The sequence below is a fragment of the Streptomyces sp. NPDC111520 genome, from assembly GCF_055635295.1.
In genome coordinates this window covers 167331-183968 of the sequence record NZ_JBVKBW010000005.1, presented here as the reverse complement: position 1 = coordinate 183968, position 16638 = coordinate 167331, and the positions used below count along the sequence as shown (strand labels likewise).

General features: G+C 72.6%; 14 protein-coding genes. 6 read left to right on the top strand and 8 right to left on the bottom strand.

Going from position 1 to position 16638, the window contains the following annotated elements; translation table 11 throughout:
• Positions 1-9 precede the first annotated feature (9 nt).
• Together ACZ7MY_RS13140 and ACZ7MY_RS13135 are read right to left on the bottom strand one after the other, a co-directional pair.
• A complete protein-coding gene (locus tag ACZ7MY_RS13140) occupies positions 10-891 on the bottom strand; it encodes an LLM class F420-dependent oxidoreductase (protein WP_499601493.1) in 882 nt (293 codons plus the stop codon).
• Between the two features lie 215 nt (positions 892-1106).
• Complete coding sequence (locus tag ACZ7MY_RS13135; RefSeq protein ID WP_499601491.1) at positions 1107-1871, bottom strand: IclR family transcriptional regulator; 765 nt, start codon at positions 1869-1871, stop codon at positions 1107-1109.
• A gap of 258 nt (positions 1872-2129) precedes the next feature.
• On the opposite strand from ACZ7MY_RS13135, the gene allB reads away from it, so the two are divergent.
• Both allB and alc read left to right on the top strand, forming a co-directional pair.
• A complete protein-coding gene (allB, locus tag ACZ7MY_RS13130) occupies positions 2130-3491 on the top strand; it encodes an allantoinase AllB (protein WP_499601489.1) in 1362 nt (453 codons plus the stop codon).
• The gene (gene alc / locus ACZ7MY_RS13125; RefSeq protein ID WP_499601488.1) at positions 3488-4597 is read left to right on the top strand and encodes an allantoicase; all 1110 of its coding nucleotides are present in this window, start codon (positions 3488-3490) and stop codon (positions 4595-4597) included. Before allB ends, alc begins: the two co-directional genes overlap by 4 nt.
• A gap of 497 nt (positions 4598-5094) precedes the next feature.
• Here the strand turns inward: alc and ACZ7MY_RS13120 are convergent, their stop codons facing one another.
• From ACZ7MY_RS13120 to ACZ7MY_RS13100, 5 genes are read right to left on the bottom strand one after another with little or no spacing between them, the layout of a single operon-like run.
• Positions 5095-7050 (bottom strand): RICIN domain-containing protein, encoded by a 1956-nt coding sequence (locus ACZ7MY_RS13120; RefSeq protein ID WP_499601486.1) that lies wholly within the window; start codon positions 7048-7050, stop codon positions 5095-5097.
• 44 nt (positions 7051-7094) lie between these two features.
• Complete coding sequence (locus tag ACZ7MY_RS13115; protein ID WP_499601484.1) at positions 7095-8453, bottom strand: GH1 family beta-glucosidase; 1359 nt, start codon at positions 8451-8453, stop codon at positions 7095-7097.
• 41 nt (positions 8454-8494) lie between these two features.
• Complete coding sequence (locus ACZ7MY_RS13110; RefSeq protein ID WP_499601483.1) at positions 8495-9355, bottom strand: carbohydrate ABC transporter permease; 861 nt, start codon at positions 9353-9355, stop codon at positions 8495-8497.
• On the bottom strand, positions 9348-10358 hold the full coding sequence (locus tag ACZ7MY_RS13105; RefSeq protein ID WP_499601994.1) for a carbohydrate ABC transporter permease: 1011 nt from the start codon (positions 10356-10358) through the stop codon (positions 9348-9350). Before ACZ7MY_RS13105 ends, ACZ7MY_RS13110 begins: the two co-directional genes overlap by 8 nt.
• Before the next feature lie 14 nt (positions 10359-10372).
• Positions 10373-11689: an ABC transporter substrate-binding protein gene (locus tag ACZ7MY_RS13100; RefSeq protein WP_499601482.1), complete on the bottom strand. Its 1317-nt coding sequence runs from the start codon at positions 11687-11689 to the stop codon at positions 10373-10375.
• 139 nt (positions 11690-11828) lie between these two features.
• Between ACZ7MY_RS13100 and ACZ7MY_RS13095 the strand changes: the two genes are divergently transcribed.
• Both ACZ7MY_RS13095 and ACZ7MY_RS13090 read left to right on the top strand, forming a co-directional pair.
• Entirely contained in the window at positions 11829-13100 is a 1272-nt protein-coding gene (locus tag ACZ7MY_RS13095; RefSeq protein WP_499601480.1) for an ROK family transcriptional regulator, read from the top strand.
• A gap of 34 nt (positions 13101-13134) precedes the next feature.
• A complete protein-coding gene (locus tag ACZ7MY_RS13090) occupies positions 13135-13947 on the top strand; it encodes an AIM24 family protein (RefSeq protein ID WP_499601478.1) in 813 nt (270 codons plus the stop codon).
• Positions 13948-14087: 140 nt separating this feature from the next.
• Here the strand turns inward: ACZ7MY_RS13090 and ACZ7MY_RS13085 are convergent, their stop codons facing one another.
• Positions 14088-14690, bottom strand: coding sequence for a TetR/AcrR family transcriptional regulator (locus ACZ7MY_RS13085; protein ID WP_499601476.1), 603 nt, complete (start codon positions 14688-14690; stop codon positions 14088-14090).
• A gap of 166 nt (positions 14691-14856) precedes the next feature.
• On the opposite strand from ACZ7MY_RS13085, the gene ACZ7MY_RS13080 reads away from it, so the two are divergent.
• Positions 14857-15339: a peroxiredoxin gene (locus tag ACZ7MY_RS13080; protein WP_499601475.1), complete on the top strand. Its 483-nt coding sequence runs from the start codon at positions 14857-14859 to the stop codon at positions 15337-15339.
• Between the two features lie 248 nt (positions 15340-15587).
• Positions 15588-16616 carry an L-threonine 3-dehydrogenase gene (gene tdh / locus ACZ7MY_RS13075; RefSeq protein ID WP_499601474.1) on the top strand — a complete coding sequence of 343 codons (1029 nt, stop codon included), beginning with the start codon at positions 15588-15590 and terminating at the stop codon, positions 16614-16616.
• Positions 16617-16638 lie beyond the last annotated feature (22 nt).

Here is a 16638-nt window from a genome sequence, read left to right as displayed (position 1 = left end):
CCGGGCCGGTCAGCCGAGCTCGGCCAGCCGGGGGACGGCCGGAGCGCAGTGGCTGTCGATCCAGGCGGCCGGCTCGGCGTCCGGCGGCACCACGATGACCGTGTCGACACCGAGCTTGGCGTAACCGGCCATGTCGGCGACGAAGGCGTCGGTGTCGCCGCCGCGGATGGAGGCCCCGGCGAACAGCACGGTCTTGCGGATTCCGTCGTAGTCGCGTCCGGCCTCGTCGCAGTGCGCGCGCAGTACGTCCAGCTTGTGCGCGACCTCGGCGGTCGAGGAGGCGAAGAGGTTGCAGGCGTCCGCGTACCGGGCGACCAGGCGCAGCGTCTTCCGCTCGCCGCCGCCCCCGATCATGATCTCCGGACGGGGTGTGCTCACCGGGGCGGGGGTGCTGCGGGTCTCCGCCAGCGAGTAGTGCGTGCCCTCGAAGGCGCCGTCGTCGCTCCGGTCCCACATCTGCAGGCAGATCCGCAGCGTCTCCTCCAGCCGCTCGAAGCGCTCCGCGAGCGGCGGGAAGGGCACGCCCAGACCCAGGTGCTCCCGCTCGTACCAGGCCGCGCCGAGCCCGAGGGTGGCCCGGCCGCCGGACAGGACGTCGAGCGTGGTCGCGATCTTCGCCAGCGGTCCGGGGTGGCGGTAGGTGACCCCGGTGACGAGGACGCCGAGGCGCACGGAGGAGGTGTGGGCGGCGAGGAAGCCCAGCGTCGTGTAGGCCTCCAGCATCGCGGCCTCGGCGCCGCCGTTGTTCTCCATCTGGAAGTAGTGGTCCATCACCGACAGCCAGCCCGCGCCGGCCGACTCGGCGGCCTCACCGGCCGCGGCCAGCGCCGGCGCGAGCCCGGCAGGTCCCGCGGGATGGTCGAACTTCGTGAGGTGCAGGCCCAGTTGCATGGTCCACCCGTCCGGGGTCGTGGTCGCTACGGTGACGACCGTAGGCCTTGGAGTGCGCTCCAGGTCAAGCTTCCGATCCCGCCGCGACCCGAGTGCGACGCCGGAGCCGACACGTGGGGTTGCTGGTCGGTGGTCGGGGGTTGGGGGCGGTCGTTCGGCTGTCGCGCGAACCCGCACCCACCCACCGGCGCGGCCCCCGGCCCCACCGGGTGTGCTCAGGACGTCCCGTTGCTGGCCAGCGCGGACGACAGCTGCCGCGCCACGCCCTGCAGCACCGGCACGATCTTCTCCGTGGCCGCTTCGGTCACCCGGCCGGCAGGTCCGGAGATGGAGATGGCGGCGGCAGTGGGGGAGTCGGGGACGGTGACCGCCAGGCAGCGGACCCCGACCTCCTGTTCGTTGTCGTCCACGGCGTAGCCCTGGGCGCGGATGTGCTCCAGTTCCGCCAGGAAGGCGTCCGGGTCGACGATGGTCCGCTCCGTGGCCGCCGGCATCCCGGTGCGGGCCAGCAGGGCCCGCACCTCCTCCGGCGCGACGTGCGCCAGCAGGGCCTTGCCGACGCCCGTGGAGTGCGGCAGCACACGCCGTCCGACCTCGGTGAACATCCGCATCGAGTGCCGCGAGGGGACCTGGGCGACGTAGACGACCTCGTCGCCGTCGAGGAGCGCCATGTTGGCGGTCTCGCCGGTCGCCTCGACCAGCTCCGCCAGGTAGGGGCGGGCCCAGGTGCCCAGGAGGCGGGCCGAACTCTCGCCGAGGCGGATCAGCCGGGGTCCCAGGGCGTAGCGGCGGTTGGGCTGCTGGCGTACGTAGCCGCAGTCGACCAGGGTGCGCATCAGCCGGTGGATCGTGGGCAGCGGCAGTCCGCTGCTCGCGGACAGTTCGCTGAGGCCCACCTCGCCGCCCGCGTCGGCCATCCGCTCCAGTAGGTCGAAGGCGCGTTCGAGGGACTGCACGCCCCCGGCGCGGTCTGACGCCACGTTTCCTCCCCAGGCGGACGGTGGTAGTGGTGCAGCCTACCGGCCCTGACCAGGCAGGTGACCGCCGTTCGGGGCGGTCGTGGGCGCGGCGCGGGCCGACGGACGTGGAAAACGTATTCCATTGCGTGGAATTACCCAACTGTACTGCCGGGGTCCCGCGCGTGGGCCGGGAAGGGGTTGACGGCGGCTCGGGAGCGAGCGGAGGATGCGTTTCAACAGAACGTTGAATTTCTGTGACGCCGGTGGAAGGGGAACCCCGTGTCCGAGGCCGCTGACGGGATCGAGCTCGTGCTGCGATCACCACGGGTCGTCACACCGGAGGGCGAGCGCCCCGCCGACGTGGCCGTCGCCGGAGGCCGGATCGCCGCCGTGCTGCCGTACGGGAGCGAGCCCCCGCCCGGCGCCCGCCTGGTCGACCTCGGCACCGCCGCCCTGCTCCCCGGCCTGGTCGACACCCACGTCCACGTCAACGACCCGGGCCGCAGCGAATGGGAGGGCTTCGCGACCGCCACCCGCGCCGCCGCGGCCGGCGGCGTCACCACCTTGATCGACATGCCGCTCAACAGCATCCCCCCGACCACCACCACCGCCCACCTGGAGGTCAAGCGCGCCGCCGCCCGCGGCCGGATCCACACCGACGTCGGTTTCTGGGGCGGCGCCGTCCCCGGCAACGGCAAGGACCTGCGGCCCCTCCACGAGGCCGGGGTCTTCGGTTTCAAGTGCTTCCTGCTGCCCTCCGGCGTCGAGGAGTTCCCGCAGCTGGCCCCCGCCGAACTGGCGGAGGCGATGCGCGAGATCGCCCGCTTCGACGGGCTGCTGATCGTCCACGCCGAGGACCCCGGGCTCATCGAGGGCGCCCCGCCGGCCGCCGGCCGCGCCTACGCCGGCTTCCTCGCCTCCCGCCCGCGCGCCGCCGAGAACGCCGCCGTCGAGGCGCTGATCGACCTCGCCCGCCGCCTGGACTGCCGTGTGCACGTCCTGCACCTGTCCTCCGCCGAGGCCCTGCCCCTGATCGCCGCCGCCCGCCGCGACGGCGTACGCCTGACGGCCGAGACCTGCCCGCACTACCTGACGCTGACGGCCGAGGAGGTCCCGGACGGCGCGACCCAGTTCAAGTGCTGCCCGCCGATTCGCGAGGCGGGCAACCGGGAGGCCCTGTGGCAGGGCCTGCTCGACGGCACCGTCGACTGCGTCGTCTCCGACCACTCGCCCTCCACCGCCGACCTCAAGCACCTCGACACCGGCGACTTCGGCGCCGCGTGGGGAGGGATCTCCTCCCTCCAGCTCGGCCTGCCCGCGATCTGGACCGAGGCCCGCCGGCGTGGCGGCACGCTCGCCGACGTGGTGCGCTGGATGGCGCGCGGCCCGGCCCGGCTCGCCGGGCTCACCACCAAGGGCGCCGTCGCACCCGGTCACGACGCCGACTTCGCCGTCCTGGCACCCGACGAGAGCTTCACCGTGGATCCGGCGGCGCTCCACCACCGCAACCGGGTCACCGCCTACGCGGGCCGCACCCTCCAGGGGGTCGTACGGAGCACCTGGCTGCGCGGCGAGCGGATCGCCGACCACGGCACCCCGGCCGACCCCTCCGGCCGCCTCATCGAAAGGGAGAACGCGTGACTGCCGTACCCCGGTACACCGGCGCCGCCCAGCCGTACTCCGGAGGGGACCCCTACGCCGACTACCGCGGCGCCGACCTGCCGTTCACGGGTCTCGTCGACCTCGCCGACCGGCGCCTGGGCGCCGGGGTGACCGCCGCCAACGACGAGTTCTTCGCCGAGCGGGAGAACCTGCTCGTCCCCGAGCGGCCCGAGTTCCGGGCCGAGCACTTCGGCCACAAGGGCCAGGTCATGGACGGCTGGGAGACCCGCCGCCGACGCGGCCCCGACGCCGGCAGCCCGCACCCCGCCGACGCCGACCACGACTGGGCGCTGATCCGGCTCGCCGCGCCCGGCGTCGTACGCGGCGTCGTCGTGGACACCGCCCACTTCCGCGGCAACCACCCCCGGCAGATCGCCCTGGAGGCCACCTGCGCGGCCCTGTCCGCCGCGCCCGCGGACCTGCTGGCCGACTGCGTGGAGTGGACGGAGCTGGTGCCCCGCACGGCCGTCGGCGGGCACGCCGCCAACGGCTTCGAGGTGGCCGTCGAGCGCCGCTTCACCCACCTGCGGCTCCAGCAGTTCCCCGACGGCGGCATCGCCCGGCTGCGGGTCCACGGCGAGGTCGTGCCCGACCCCGCCTGGCTGACCGCGCTGGGCACCTTCGACCTGGTCGCCCTGGAGAACGGCGGCGCCCCCGAGGACGTCTCCGACCGCTTCTACTCCTCCCCGGTCAACCCCATCCTGCCGGGCAGGTCCCGTCGCATGGGCGACGGCTGGGAGACCCGCCGGCGCCGCGACACGGGCCACGACTGGGCGCGCTACCGCCTCGCCGCTCAGGGCAGCGTCCGCGCCGTCGAGATCGACACCGGCTACTACAAGGGCAACGCCGCCGGCTGGGCCGCCCTCCTCGGCCGCGACGGGGAGGACGGCGGCTGGTTCGAGATCCTGCCCCGCACCCCCCTGCAACCCGACACGGTCCACCGCTTCGTCGTCGACGTCCCGCCCGCCACCCACGTACGGCTGGAGACCTACCCCGACGGCGGCATCGCCCGCCTGCGCCTGTGGGGCTCGCTCACCGACCGCGGCACCGCCCGCCTGGCCCGGTGCTGGGCCGACCTGGCCTGACGGCCCGCAGCGGACGTCCGGCACGAGCCGCACCAGGCCGAGCGAGGTGCGGTCGCCGACCGTCGTCCCGACGGCCTGGACGGCCCAGCGGCCGGCAGGCAGCGGGACGGGGGCCTGTGCGGGCATGCCGCCGCCGGGGTAGCCGACGCCCAGCAGGCCGCCCACCGGGGCGGAGTCCATGACACCGCGGGCCCGTCGGTCTCCCACGTCCCGCACTCCTGCCACGCGACGGCGGGATCGGCCGCCGTCACGCCCGCCAGGTCGTCCACGGCGCACGCCCGGTCGTAGTCGCCGGGGGCGTCCCCGTCTCGCCGAGCGTCCCGTGCTCCCTGTCTCCCCGGACGGCCAGGGCGGAGACAGGGACGGCGACCAGCGGGCTGCCCACTCGCGTCCGCCGCCGACAGGTGAGCCCCTCCGGGGCCCCGGTGCCCCGGAGGGGGGTTGGTGCCGCGCGGCGCCGGCGGCTCCCTCGTACGCCGGCGCCGCGCGGGGTCGGGTCAGCCCGCCGGCGTCAGCCGGAAGGACTGGGCGGCGGTGCCGTTGCAGGTGTACTGCTGCAGCAGGGCGCCGTCGGACGGCGAGGCCCCCGCGACGTCGAGGCACTTGGCGCTGTGCCGGGCCGTCAGGACGTACGACCCGTCCGGCTGGAGCACCGGCCTCCACTGCTGGTTGGCGCCCGAGGACCACTGCCAGGTCTGCACCGGCACGGAGTCGCCCGTCGCGGACGCGCCGCCCGTGACGTCCCAGACCTGCTCGGTGGCGGTCGCGTTGCGGTTCACCACCCGGTAGTAGCCGCCGTCGGTGGGCCGGAACTGCCACTGCTGGTTGGCCTGCCCGGCGACGCAGCTCCACTGCTGCACCGCCGTGCCGTTGGCGGTGCCGCGGTCCTTGGCGTCCACGCACTTGCCCGAGCCGGCGCCGGCCACCTGGTACCAGGCGGAGGTGCTGATGCCGTCCCCGTCGCCGCCCCCGCCGCCGGTCGGCGCGCCGGACCAGGTGAAGGTGGTCGTGGCGCGGGCCGGCAGGCTGTACGAGAAGTGCTGCCCGGCCTCGCGGACCGTCACCTGCTGCGTGGACGACGAGGAGTTGTGGGTGACCAGCACCCGCTGCCCGTCGCTGTTGACGAAGGCCGTGTTCCACACCGGGTCGGTGGCGTTGCTGCCGATCCGCACCGCGCCCGCGCGGACGAACTTCGTCAGCTGGCCCATCGTGTAGTACTCGACGGTGTAGTCGACCTGGCCGCTGCGCGCGTCACCGTTGTGCACCGTGATCAGCCCGCTGCAGCTGTCGCAGCCGCCCGCGTGCGGGCCCCTGGCCTGGTCCAGCGCCAGCGACCACTTCACGTAGGCGCGGGCCCAGTTGCGGGTGAAGCCGGTGATGTCCCGCAGGTCCTCCAGTTGCTGGTCGCCCACCCAGGTGCCGCCGGAGTGCTCCGTCTCGTACTGCGCCACACCCGGGTACTGGTCGTGGACCCTGCTGCCCAGCGCGTAGTCCGGCGGGGTCGGCGTGTAGCCGTGCCAGGCGACGCCGCCGAAGAGCGGGTCGTTGCGCAGGGCGGCGTCGGCGAGCTGGCCGGCGCCGGTGGTGTTCCAGTCGCCGTGGTTCCAGTCGTGGACGAGCGCCTTGGTGGTGATCCCGGCCGAACGGAACGCCGGGAAGAGGTGGTTCCTGGTGAAGTCCAGCAGCGTGGCCGCCGTCCACTCCATGGTGGGGTAGCTGCTGTTCGCACCGCAGCACTGCGGCTCGTTCTGCACCGAGACGTAGTCGACGTGGACGCCGCGCTGCTCGTACGCCTGCAGGTACTTCACGAAGTACTGCGCGTACATGTCGTAGTACTCGGGCCTCAGCTTGCCCATCTGGGTCAGCCTGCCGTTGTCCTTCATCCACGCCGGTGCCGACCACGGCACCGCCATGACCTTCAGGTCGGGGTTGAGCTGGCGCGCCCGCTGGGTCATCGGCAGGACGTCGGCGAGGTCCCGGGAGATGGAGAAGTCCGCCAGGTCGCAGCAGGTGTCGTCGTAGGTGTAGTGGCTGCGCGCGATGTCCGAGGCGCCCATCGGGTTGCGCAGGAAGCCCAGGCCTATGCCCTCCGTGGGGGAGAACAGCTTGCGCATCGTGGCGTCACGGGTGGCCGCCGACAGCGCGCCGGAGGAGTTCATCAGCCAGGCCGCGCTGTCGGTGAAGGAGGCCCCGCCGCCCTCGAAGGGCTGGTAGCGGGCGGCGGGGTCCACCGTGATGACCGTGCCGCCGCTGCCGTTGCCCGCCTCGAAGGCGGCCGGGGTCTGTGCCTGCAGGCCCCTGACGACGGTGCTGCCGTCGGAGGTGGTGGTCATCGTGACCTGGACCGCCGTGGCGGCGGCCGCCCCGGGTCCGGCGAGCAGTAATCCGGCGAAGGCCGCCGCGACCGCCGTGAGCACGGCGATCAGGCGTCCGACGTGGGGGGAGTGTGGCATCGCGGATCTCCTGTGTGGGGGTGGAGACGGGATGGCGAGGGAGGTCAGGCCGCGTTGCGGGAGCGGCTCCGGTGGGCGGTGATGATGTCGGCGTAGCGGCGGCCGCTGCCCTTCACGGTCCGGCGCTGGGTCTCGTAGTCGACGTGGACGAGGCCGAAGCGCTTGTCGTAGCCGTACGCCCACTCGAAGTTGTCCAGCAGCGACCAGGCGAAGTAGCCGGCGAGCGGGGCGCCGCCGCGCACGGCGCGGGCGCAGGCCGCCAGGTGCTCCTCCAGGTAGGCGGTGCGCTCGGGGTCGTGGACCTGCCCGTCGGGGCCGACGCGGTCCTCGTACGCCGAGCCGTTCTCGGTGACGTAGATCTTGCGGGCGCCGTACTCCTCGGTCAGCCGCAGCAGCAGCCGCTCCAGGCCGTCGGCGTGCACCTCCCAGTCCATCGCGGTGCGGCGGACGTCCGGGACGCGTACGGCGCGGGTGTGGGGGACCGGCCCCGACGGGTCGTCGGCAACGATGTCACGGAAGTAGTAGTTGAGGCCCAGCCAGTCCAGCGGCGCGGCGATGGTCTCCATGTCGCCCGCCTGGACGGGCAGTTCGACCCCGTACAGCTCCAGCATGTCCTCGGGGTAGCCGCGGCCGTGGATCGGGTCCAGCCACCAGCGGTTGGTGTGCCCGTCGGAGCGCAGCGCTGCGGCGACGTCCTCGGGCCGGTCGGAGGCCGGCTCGCAGGGGCTGAGGTTGTTGACGATGCCGACCTGGGCGTGCGGGACCGCGGCGCGCAGTGCCTGCACCGCCAGGCCGTGGCCCAGGTGCAGGTGGTACGAGGCGCGGACGGCGGCCGTCAGGTCGGTGAGGCCGGGGGCCATCACGCCCTGCAGGTGCCCGATCCACGCGGAGCACAGCGGCTCGTTGAGCGTCGCCCAGTGCGTGACCCGGTCCCCGAGCCGCTCGGCCACCACGGCCGCGTACTCGGCGAAGCGCAGCGCGGTCTCCCGCTCCGGCCAGCCGCCGCGGTCCTGCTGCGCCTGCGGCAGGTCCCAGTGGTACAGGGTGGGGAAGGGGGTGATGCCCGCCTCCAGCAGGGCGTCCACCAGGCGGTCGTAGAAGGCCAGGCCCGCGGGGTTGACCGGTCCGCCGCCCTGCGGCATCACGCGCGGCCAGGCGAGGGAGAAGCGGTACGCGTCCAGGCCGAGCCGGCCCATCAGGCCGATGTCCTCCGGCACGCGGTGGTAGTGGTCGCAGGCGACGTCACCGGTGTCGCCGTTCGCGACCTTCCCCGGCGTGCGGGAGAAGGTGTCCCAGATGGAGGGTGCTCGGCCGTCCTCGGCCACGGCTCCTTCGATCTGGTACGCGGCCGTCGCGGCACCCCACACGAATCCGTCGGGGAGGGCGCTGAGGTCGAGGGTCACGGACTGCCTTTCGTTCGGTGGAGACTGAGGGGCGGTGGGGCTCACTTGACGGCGCCGGCGGTCAGCCCGGCGACGAGGTAGCGCTGCAGGAGCAGGAACCCGGCGACGACGGGCACGCTGACCACGAGCGAGGCGGCCATGACCTGGTTCCAGTACACGTCGGTCTGCGTGGCGTAGCCCTGCAGTCCGACGGCGAGCGTGCGGGTGGTGTCGTTGGTCATGACGGAGGCGAACAGCACCTCGCCCCAGGCCGTCATGAAGGCGTACACGCAGACCGCGACGATCCCCGGCACGGCGGCCGGGACGACCACCCGGAACAGCGCGCCCAGCGGCCCGCATCCGTCGACCATGGCGGCCTCGTCCAGGTCCCGGGGGATCGAGTCGAAGTAGCCCGCCAGCATCCAGATGGAGAAGGGGAGCGAGAAGGTGAGGTAGGTCAGGATCAGGCCGCCGCGGCTGCCGTACAGGGCGATGCCCGTCGCGTTCCCGAGGTTGACGAAGATCAGGAAGAGCGGCAGCAGGAAGAGGATGCCGGGGAACATCTGGGTGGACAGGATCGTCACCGAGAAGAAGCGGCGCCCCTTGAACTCGTAGCGGCTGACCGCGTACGCCGCGAAGACCGCCACCACGACCGAGCAGAGCGTCGCCCCGCCCGCCACGACCAGCGAGTTCACGAAGTACCGGGCGAGCGGCACGGTGTGCCAGATGTCCGCGTACGGGCGCAGGGTGAAGCCGCTGGGGAACCAGCGGAACGGGCCCTGGACGTCCTGCAGCGGCTTCAGCGACGAGACGACCATGACGAACACCGGTGCCAGCGCGAAGGCCGTCAGCACGGTCAGCACGATCCGCCGGGTCCACACGAAGGAGCGCGGCGCGGCCATGGGGCTGCGGACGTCAGACATCCTTCCTCCTCAGGGAGGTGGCGAGCAGGTAGAGCACCGTCACGACGAGCAGGAACAGCAGCAGGAGCACGGACATCGCCGAGCCGGAGCCGAAGTTCCAGGTCACGAAGGACGACTGGTAGATGTGGATGGAGATCAGGTCGGCGGCGTCCGGCGCCGCCCGCCCGAACAGCACGTAGGGCGTGTTGAAGTCGTTGAACGTCCACAGGAACAGCACCAGCACCAGCACCTGGTTGACCGGGCGCAGCGACGGCAGGGTGATCCTGCGGATCTGCTGCCAGATCCCGGCGCCGTCCATCGCCGCCGCCTCGTACAGCTCGCGCGGGATGTTCTGCAGACCGGCCATCAGGCACAGGAACGCGAACGGCCACTGCCGCCACACCGACACCGTCACCAGCGCGAAGAAGCTGTTGTCGCCGATCAGCCAGAAGGGCCGGCCGTCGGTGAGGTGCAGCTGGTCGTGGATGACGTGGTTGATCATGCCGGTGTCCCGCTGGAACATGAACGACCAGGTGATCACCGCCGCGTAGACCGGCAGCGCGTACGGCACGAGGAAGACCGCGCGCAGCAGCCCGCGGCCGCGGAAGGCGTCCTGCATCAGGATCGCGGCGGCGGTGCCGAACAGCCAGGACAGCCCGACCGCCAGCACGGTGAACTCGCAGGTGACGAGGAAGGACTTGAGCAGGTCCTCGCCGACCGGCGCGTTGAAGTCCACCGCGACGCGGTAGTTGTCCAGGCCCTTCCAGGGAGCGGCCGACCAGTCGCTGATGAAGAACTGGGTGAGCTCCTTGAAGCTCATCACGACGCCGACGACCATCGGCACCAGGTGGATGAGCAGTTCCAGCGCGAGGGCCGGGAGCAGCAGGACGTACGGGAGCGACGCGCGCCGCAGCCGCGCCGGCAGGCGCAGCCGCGACAGCGGGGCCCTCCCCCCGGCGGCCCGCCGGCCGCCGGGGGAAGGCGTCTTGGAGCTGTGCCGGACGGGCGGCACGGTGGCGGTCATCGGTTCCTTCACGCTCACGACGCCGGCATCTGCTGCTGGGCCTTTTCGAGGGCGGCCTTGACGCTCTCGGTGGTGACCGGCTTGCCGGCGGCGGCGTCGGCGAACAGGTCCTTCATCGCGGTGCCGACGGCGGTCTCGAACTGGCTCTCGTTGGCGACCTGCGGCAGCGGCGCCGCGCTCTTGGCGAGCGCGTCCGCGAGGACCTTCAGGTCCGGGGTGGCGAAGGCCGGGTCGGACTGGGCGGCCTTGACCGGCGGGAGCGATCCGTAGGTGCCGTTGAGGAGCTTCTGCTCGTCGTCGCTGGTCATGAACTTCACGAACTTCAGGGCGCCGTCGACGTTGTCGGTCTTCTTGAAGACCGCCAGGTTGATGCCCGCGACCATCGAGTTCACTGCCGTGTCGCCGGAGGCGCCCGCGGACTGGAACGGCACCTGGGCGACGCCGTAGTCCTCGGGCTTCATGCCGTGGGACTTCAGGGAGGATCCGGCGGCCTGCCACAGCAGCATGGCGGCCTTGCCGGTGGCGAAGTCGGCGACCGACTGGTTGGCGGCGTACTCGGCGTTGCCGGGGGCCGCGATCTTGTCCTTGGCGATGAAGTCGATGTACTGCTTGACGGCCGCGACCGCCTCGGGCGTGGTGAAGGTCGGCTTGCCGGCGGCGTCGAAGAAGTCGGCGCCGTGCTGCTTGCCGAAGACGAAGGCGTGGTGGACGTTCTCGGAGAGGTTGCCGCCCTCGACGGCGAGGCCGTACTTGCCGCCCTTGGTGAGCTTCTTGCCGTCGGCGACGAGCTCGTCCCAGGTGGCGGGCGGGTTGGCTATGCCCGCGTCGGCGAACATCTTCTTGTTGTAGTACAGGCCGTAGGCCAGCGAGTACAGCGGCACCGCGGCCGGGTCCTTGCCCTCGGCGCCCGTGGCGCCCAGGGCGGAGGAGACGAAGCGGTCCTTGCCGCCGATGGCCTCGAACGCCTTGGCGTCGAAGGGGCGGAGGGCGCCGGTGGCCTGCAGCGAGGCGGACCAGGTGTTGCCGATGTTGAGGACGTCGGGGCCCTGGCCGGAGGTGGCCGCGGCGAGGATCCGGTTGAGCAGGTCGGACCACGGGATGACCTCGAGCTTGACCTTGATCCCGGTCTGCTTCTCGAACTTCTCCAGCTCGGGTGTCAGGGTCGCCTTGTCGGCTTCGAGGCTGGCGCCCTGGTTGCTGGCCCAGTAGGTGAGCTCCTTGGGGCTGCCGTTTCCGCCGCCGTCGGTCGAGGAGCCGCCGCCGCACGCGGTGGCGGAGGCGATGAGCGCGGCCGCGAGCGCCGCGGCGGCCGTGGTACGGGTGATGTGCATGACCGGGGATCCCTCTCCAGGGTGGGTGCCTTCGGGAAGTGAAGAACGTCACGCCTTAATTCAAGGCGTGATTTAACGTCTGAGAAAAGCTGGCGTCAAGACTTGGCGCAGCGATAGATTCAGCCGGGGAGGGAGCACCATGGCAGACCGAGGCAAGCGGACCGTACGCGACCTGCGGCGGGGCAACCGTTCGGCGCTCTTGCGTCACCTGTACTTCGAGGGACCCCTCAGCCGTCAGGAGTTGGCCAGGGACACCGGACTGAGCACAGGTTCCATCAGCAACGTCGTGGCCGAGCTCATCGCCGACGGCGTCGTCGAGGAGGCCGGCTCCGTCGAGTCCGACGGCGGCCGCCCCCGCGTGATGCTCAAGGTCGCCCCCCGGCACGGCTTCCTCATCGGCGTCGACGTCGGCGAGACCCGCGTCCGCGTCACCCTCTTCGACCTCGCCCTCACCGAACTCTCCTCCACCGACCGCCCGCTGGCCGACAGCGGCCACGACGTCACCCTCGTCGTCCAGCTCATCCTCGACGCCCTGTCCGTCGTGCTGGAGGACACCCGGGTCGACCCCGGCCTCGTGCTCGGCGTCGGCATCGGCGTGCCCGGCATCGTCGAACAGGGCACCTCCGGCGCCGGCGCGGTCGTCCACGGCCAGACCATCGGCTGGGACGCCGTCCCCCTGGGCGCGCTGCTCGCCGAGGGCACCGCGCTGCCGCTGCACATCGACAACGGCGCCAAGACCCTCGGCCAGGCCGAGATGTGGTTCGGCGCCGGCCGCGGCGCCCGCAACGCCGTGATCGCCCTGCTCGGCTCCGGAGTCGGCGCCTGCGTGGTCGCCGACGGCAAGCCGTACCGGGGCGCCAGCAGCAGCGCGGGGGAGTGGGGCCACACCACCCTCCAGGTCGGCGGACGGCGCTGCCGCTGCGGCGCCCGCGGCTGCCTGGAGGCCTACGTGGGCGCCGAGGCGCTCATCGAACGCTGGGACGCGCCCACCGGGGTCAGCGAGGAGTCCGCGATCGCCGCCCTCCTCGACGCCGCCGCGGCCGGCGACGCCACCGCCGTCGCGCTGCTCGACGAGACCGCCGAGTACCTCGGCGCCGGCATCGCCGACCTCGTCAACCTCTTCAACCCCGAGCGCATCGTGCTGTCCGGCTGGACCGGCCTCATGATCGGCCCCCTGCTGCTGGACGCCGTCCGAGAGGCCACCGCCGCGTACGCGCTGCACCACCCCTGCGCCCAGACCTCCATCGAGCTGGGCCGGCTCGGGACGGACGCGGTCACGGTCGGCGCCGCCACCCTGCCGCTGGCCCGCTTCCTCGACGCCGGCGGCCGTCCGCCCGCCCCCGCGGCACGGTCGGAGGAGCAGGCGGAACCGAATCGTCCGGGTCGTTCGTTGTCGGGTACATCAGTCTGAGCGAGAACACCCCGAGACCACCCGGAGCACCGCAGTGACCCTCCAGCAGCAGATCGTCGGCAACGCCATGCAGATGGCCGTGTGCACGCTCCAGCCCGGCCAGACCGTCTACTGCGAGGCGGGCAAGTTCCTGTTCAAGACCAGCAACGTGAGCATGGACACCCGGCTGGCGGGCCCCGGCGCCCAGCGCGACGCGCAGGCAGGCGCGGGCGGCGGCATGGGCGGCATGTTCCGCCAGGCCATGGGCACGGCCATGCAGGTGGGCCAGCGGATGCTCGCGGGCGAGAGCATCGCCTTCCAGTACTTCACCGCGAGCGGCGGCGAGGGCACCGTCGGCTTCGCGGGCGTCCTGCCCGGCGAGATGCGCGCCCTGGAGCTGGACGGGTCGCGTGCCTGGTACGCGGAGAAGGACGCCTTCGTGGCGGCCGAGTCGACCGTCGACTTCGGCATCGCCTTCCAGGGCGGCCGCAGCGGCATGAGCGGCGGCGAGGGCTTCATCCTGGAGAAGTTCACCGGCCGCGGCACGGTGATCATCGCGGGCGCGGGCAACTTCATCGACCTCAACCCCGCCGACTTCGGCGGGCGCATCGAGGTCGACACCGGCTGCATCGTCGCCTTCGAGGACGGCGTCCGCTACGGCGTGCAGCGCATCGGCGGGCTCAACCGGCAGGGCATCATGAACGCCGTCTTCGGCGGCGAGGGGCTGTCGCTGGCGACCCTGGAGGGCAACGGCCGCGTCATCCTGCAGTCCATGACCATCGAGGGGCTGGCGAACGCCCTGAAGAAGGCCCAGGGCGGCGACAAGCAGGGCCCCACCGGCGGCCTGTTCTCCACCCACGCCGGATGACGCCGAGCCGCGCGTCACCCCGCCCGGACGTCGCTGCCGGCCCCGTACGGAGCCGGGCCGCCGGCGGGCGGGCCCACTCCCGGCGGGATCCCGGCCGTAGGTGGTCAGGCCGCGTCACGGGCTGTGCGGCAGGGCCGCCCTCACAGCACGCCGGCGGTCCCCAGCACGCGCCGTACGGCCCGCTCCAGCGACGCCCGCACCGCGTCCGCGTCGCCGAGGGCGGCGGTCATCATCGCGCCGTCGCGCAGCAGCATCAGCGTCGCCGCGTCCTCGGCGGCCTCCGGGTCGCCCGCCTCCGCGAGCAGCCGGGCGACCAGCCCCCGCAGCCAGTCCCGGTGGGCCACGATCGCGCGGGAGACGGGATCGGCCGGGTCCGGGTACTCCGCGGCCGCGTTGAGGAACGGACAGCCGCGGAAACCCGGAGAGCACAGCTGGTCGCCGAGCGCGCCGGCCACCCCCAGCAGGGCCTCCCTCGCACCAAGCCCCGTGAGCGCGGCCGCGGTGAAGGCGCGGATCTGCCCGTCGGTGGCCTGGATGTAGCTCAGGACGAGCTGCTCCTTGCCGAGGAAGTGCCGGTAGAGCGTCGCCCTGGTCGTGGACGCCTCCGTGACGATCCGGTCCATGCCCACCGCGTGGATGCCCTCGGTGTAGAACAGCCGGGCCGCGGTGGCCAGGATGCGGTCACGCGGCGGCGCGTCCGCGGCGGCGTACGTGACGAGGGGAACGGCGGGAGGGGCACTCATGTCCTTGACGGTAGCGGACGGCACCGCGTAGCGTCCCGGCAAGAACGAACGTTCTGTATCGTCATCTTCCTGCTGTCCGGGCGCCCGGACAGCAGGAAGAACCCCGCACACCCCCCCCGGGCCCCGGCGCGCAGCCGCCGGGCCCGCCCCCGTGAGAGGACCCCCCATGCCCGTGCCCGAGACCGGCACCCCCGCCCCCGACTTCACCCTCCCGGGCGTCCTGCTCGACGGACCGGGTGCCGAGCGCGGCGCGTACTCGCTGTCCGCGCAGCGCGGCGCCCCCGTCGTGCTCGCCTTCTACCCCGGGGACGACACGGCGGTGTGCACCAAGCAGCTCTGCTCGTACACCTCCGACCTGGACCGCTTCCGCGACCTCGGGGCGACGGTCTGGGGCATCAACTTCAGCGACCTCGACAGCCACGAGCGGTTCGCCCGCAAGCGCGACCTGCGCTTCCCGCTGCTCGCCGACACCGAGCGCACGGTCGCCAAGGCCTACGGCATCACCATGCCGGGGCTCGGCCTCAAGCGCTCGGTCTTCATCGTGGACGCGGAGGGCATCGTGCGCTGGAAGCACGTCGCCCGCCTCGGGCTGAGCTTCCAGGACACCGACACGATCACCGCGCAGCTGGCCGCGCTCGCCCCGCGCTGAGCGGCCCCGGCGCCGGTGCGGTGGCGGTCCGCGTCGCCCTTCCGGCCGAGCGTGAAGCTGCGCTGTTGCCGAGCTTAAGAAAAGATCGATGGACCGAACGCTCGAAGCCGGGCAGATTGCTGTCTGCCCGGCGCAACGCGCGAGCAGGCGCCGACGGGCGCCCTCGCTCCGCCCGGGCTCCCCTCGTGCCCGGTCCGCGTCCCCCCACGCGGGCCGGGCCACATCGTCTGCCGGCAGGAGTCGCAAGAGTGAAGGCACTGGTGAAGGAGAAGGCCGCGCCCGGCCTGTGGCTGCGGGACGTCCCGGAGCCGGAGATCGGTCCCGGGGACGTCCTCATCAAGGTGCTGCGGACCGGGATCTGCGGCACCGACCTGCACATCCGTGCCTGGGACGGCTGGGCCCAGCAGGCCGTGGCCACCCCGCTCGTGCTCGGACACGAGTTCGTCGGCGAGGTCGCCGCCGTCGGCTCCGACGTCTCCGAGATCAAGACCGGCGACCTCGTCAGCGGCGAGGGCCACCTCGTCTGCGGCAAGTGCCGCAACTGCCTGGCCGGCCGCCGCCACCTGTGCCGCAACACGATCGGCCTCGGGGTCGGCCGCGACGGCGCCTTCGCCGAGTACGTCGCGCTGCCCGCGTCCAACGTGTGGGTCCACCGGGTCGCCGTCGACCTCGACACAGCGGCCATCTTCGACCCCTTCGGCAACGCCGTGCACACCGCCCTGTCCTTCCCCCTGGTCGGCGAGGACGTGCTGATCACCGGCGCCGGCCCGATCGGCATCATGGCCGCCGCCGTGGCCAAGCACGCCGGCGCGCGCCACGTCGTCATCACCGACGTCAGCGAGTACCGCCTCGACCTCGCCCGCAAGGTCGGCGTCAGCCTCGCCCTCAACGTGGGCGAGACCACCATCGCCGACGGACAGCGCGAACTCGGCCTGCGCGAGGGCTTCGACATCGGCCTGGAGATGTCCGGCCGCCCCGAGGCCATGCGCGAGATGATCGCCAACATGACGAACGGCGGCCGCATCGCGATGCTCGGCCTGCCCTCGGAGGACTTCTCCGTGGACTTCGCCAAGATCGTCACGTCGATGATCACCATCAAGGGCATCTACGGCCGCGAGATGTTCGAGACCTGGTACGCCATGTCCGTGCTGCTGGAGGGCGGCCTCGACATCGCTCCCGTGGTCACCGGCCGCTACTCCTACCGCGACTTCGACGCCGCCTTCGACGACGCCGCGAGCGGCCGCTGCGGCAAGGTCGTCCTCGACTGGACCTCCTGACCCCTCCCGGCCCCGCCCCCGC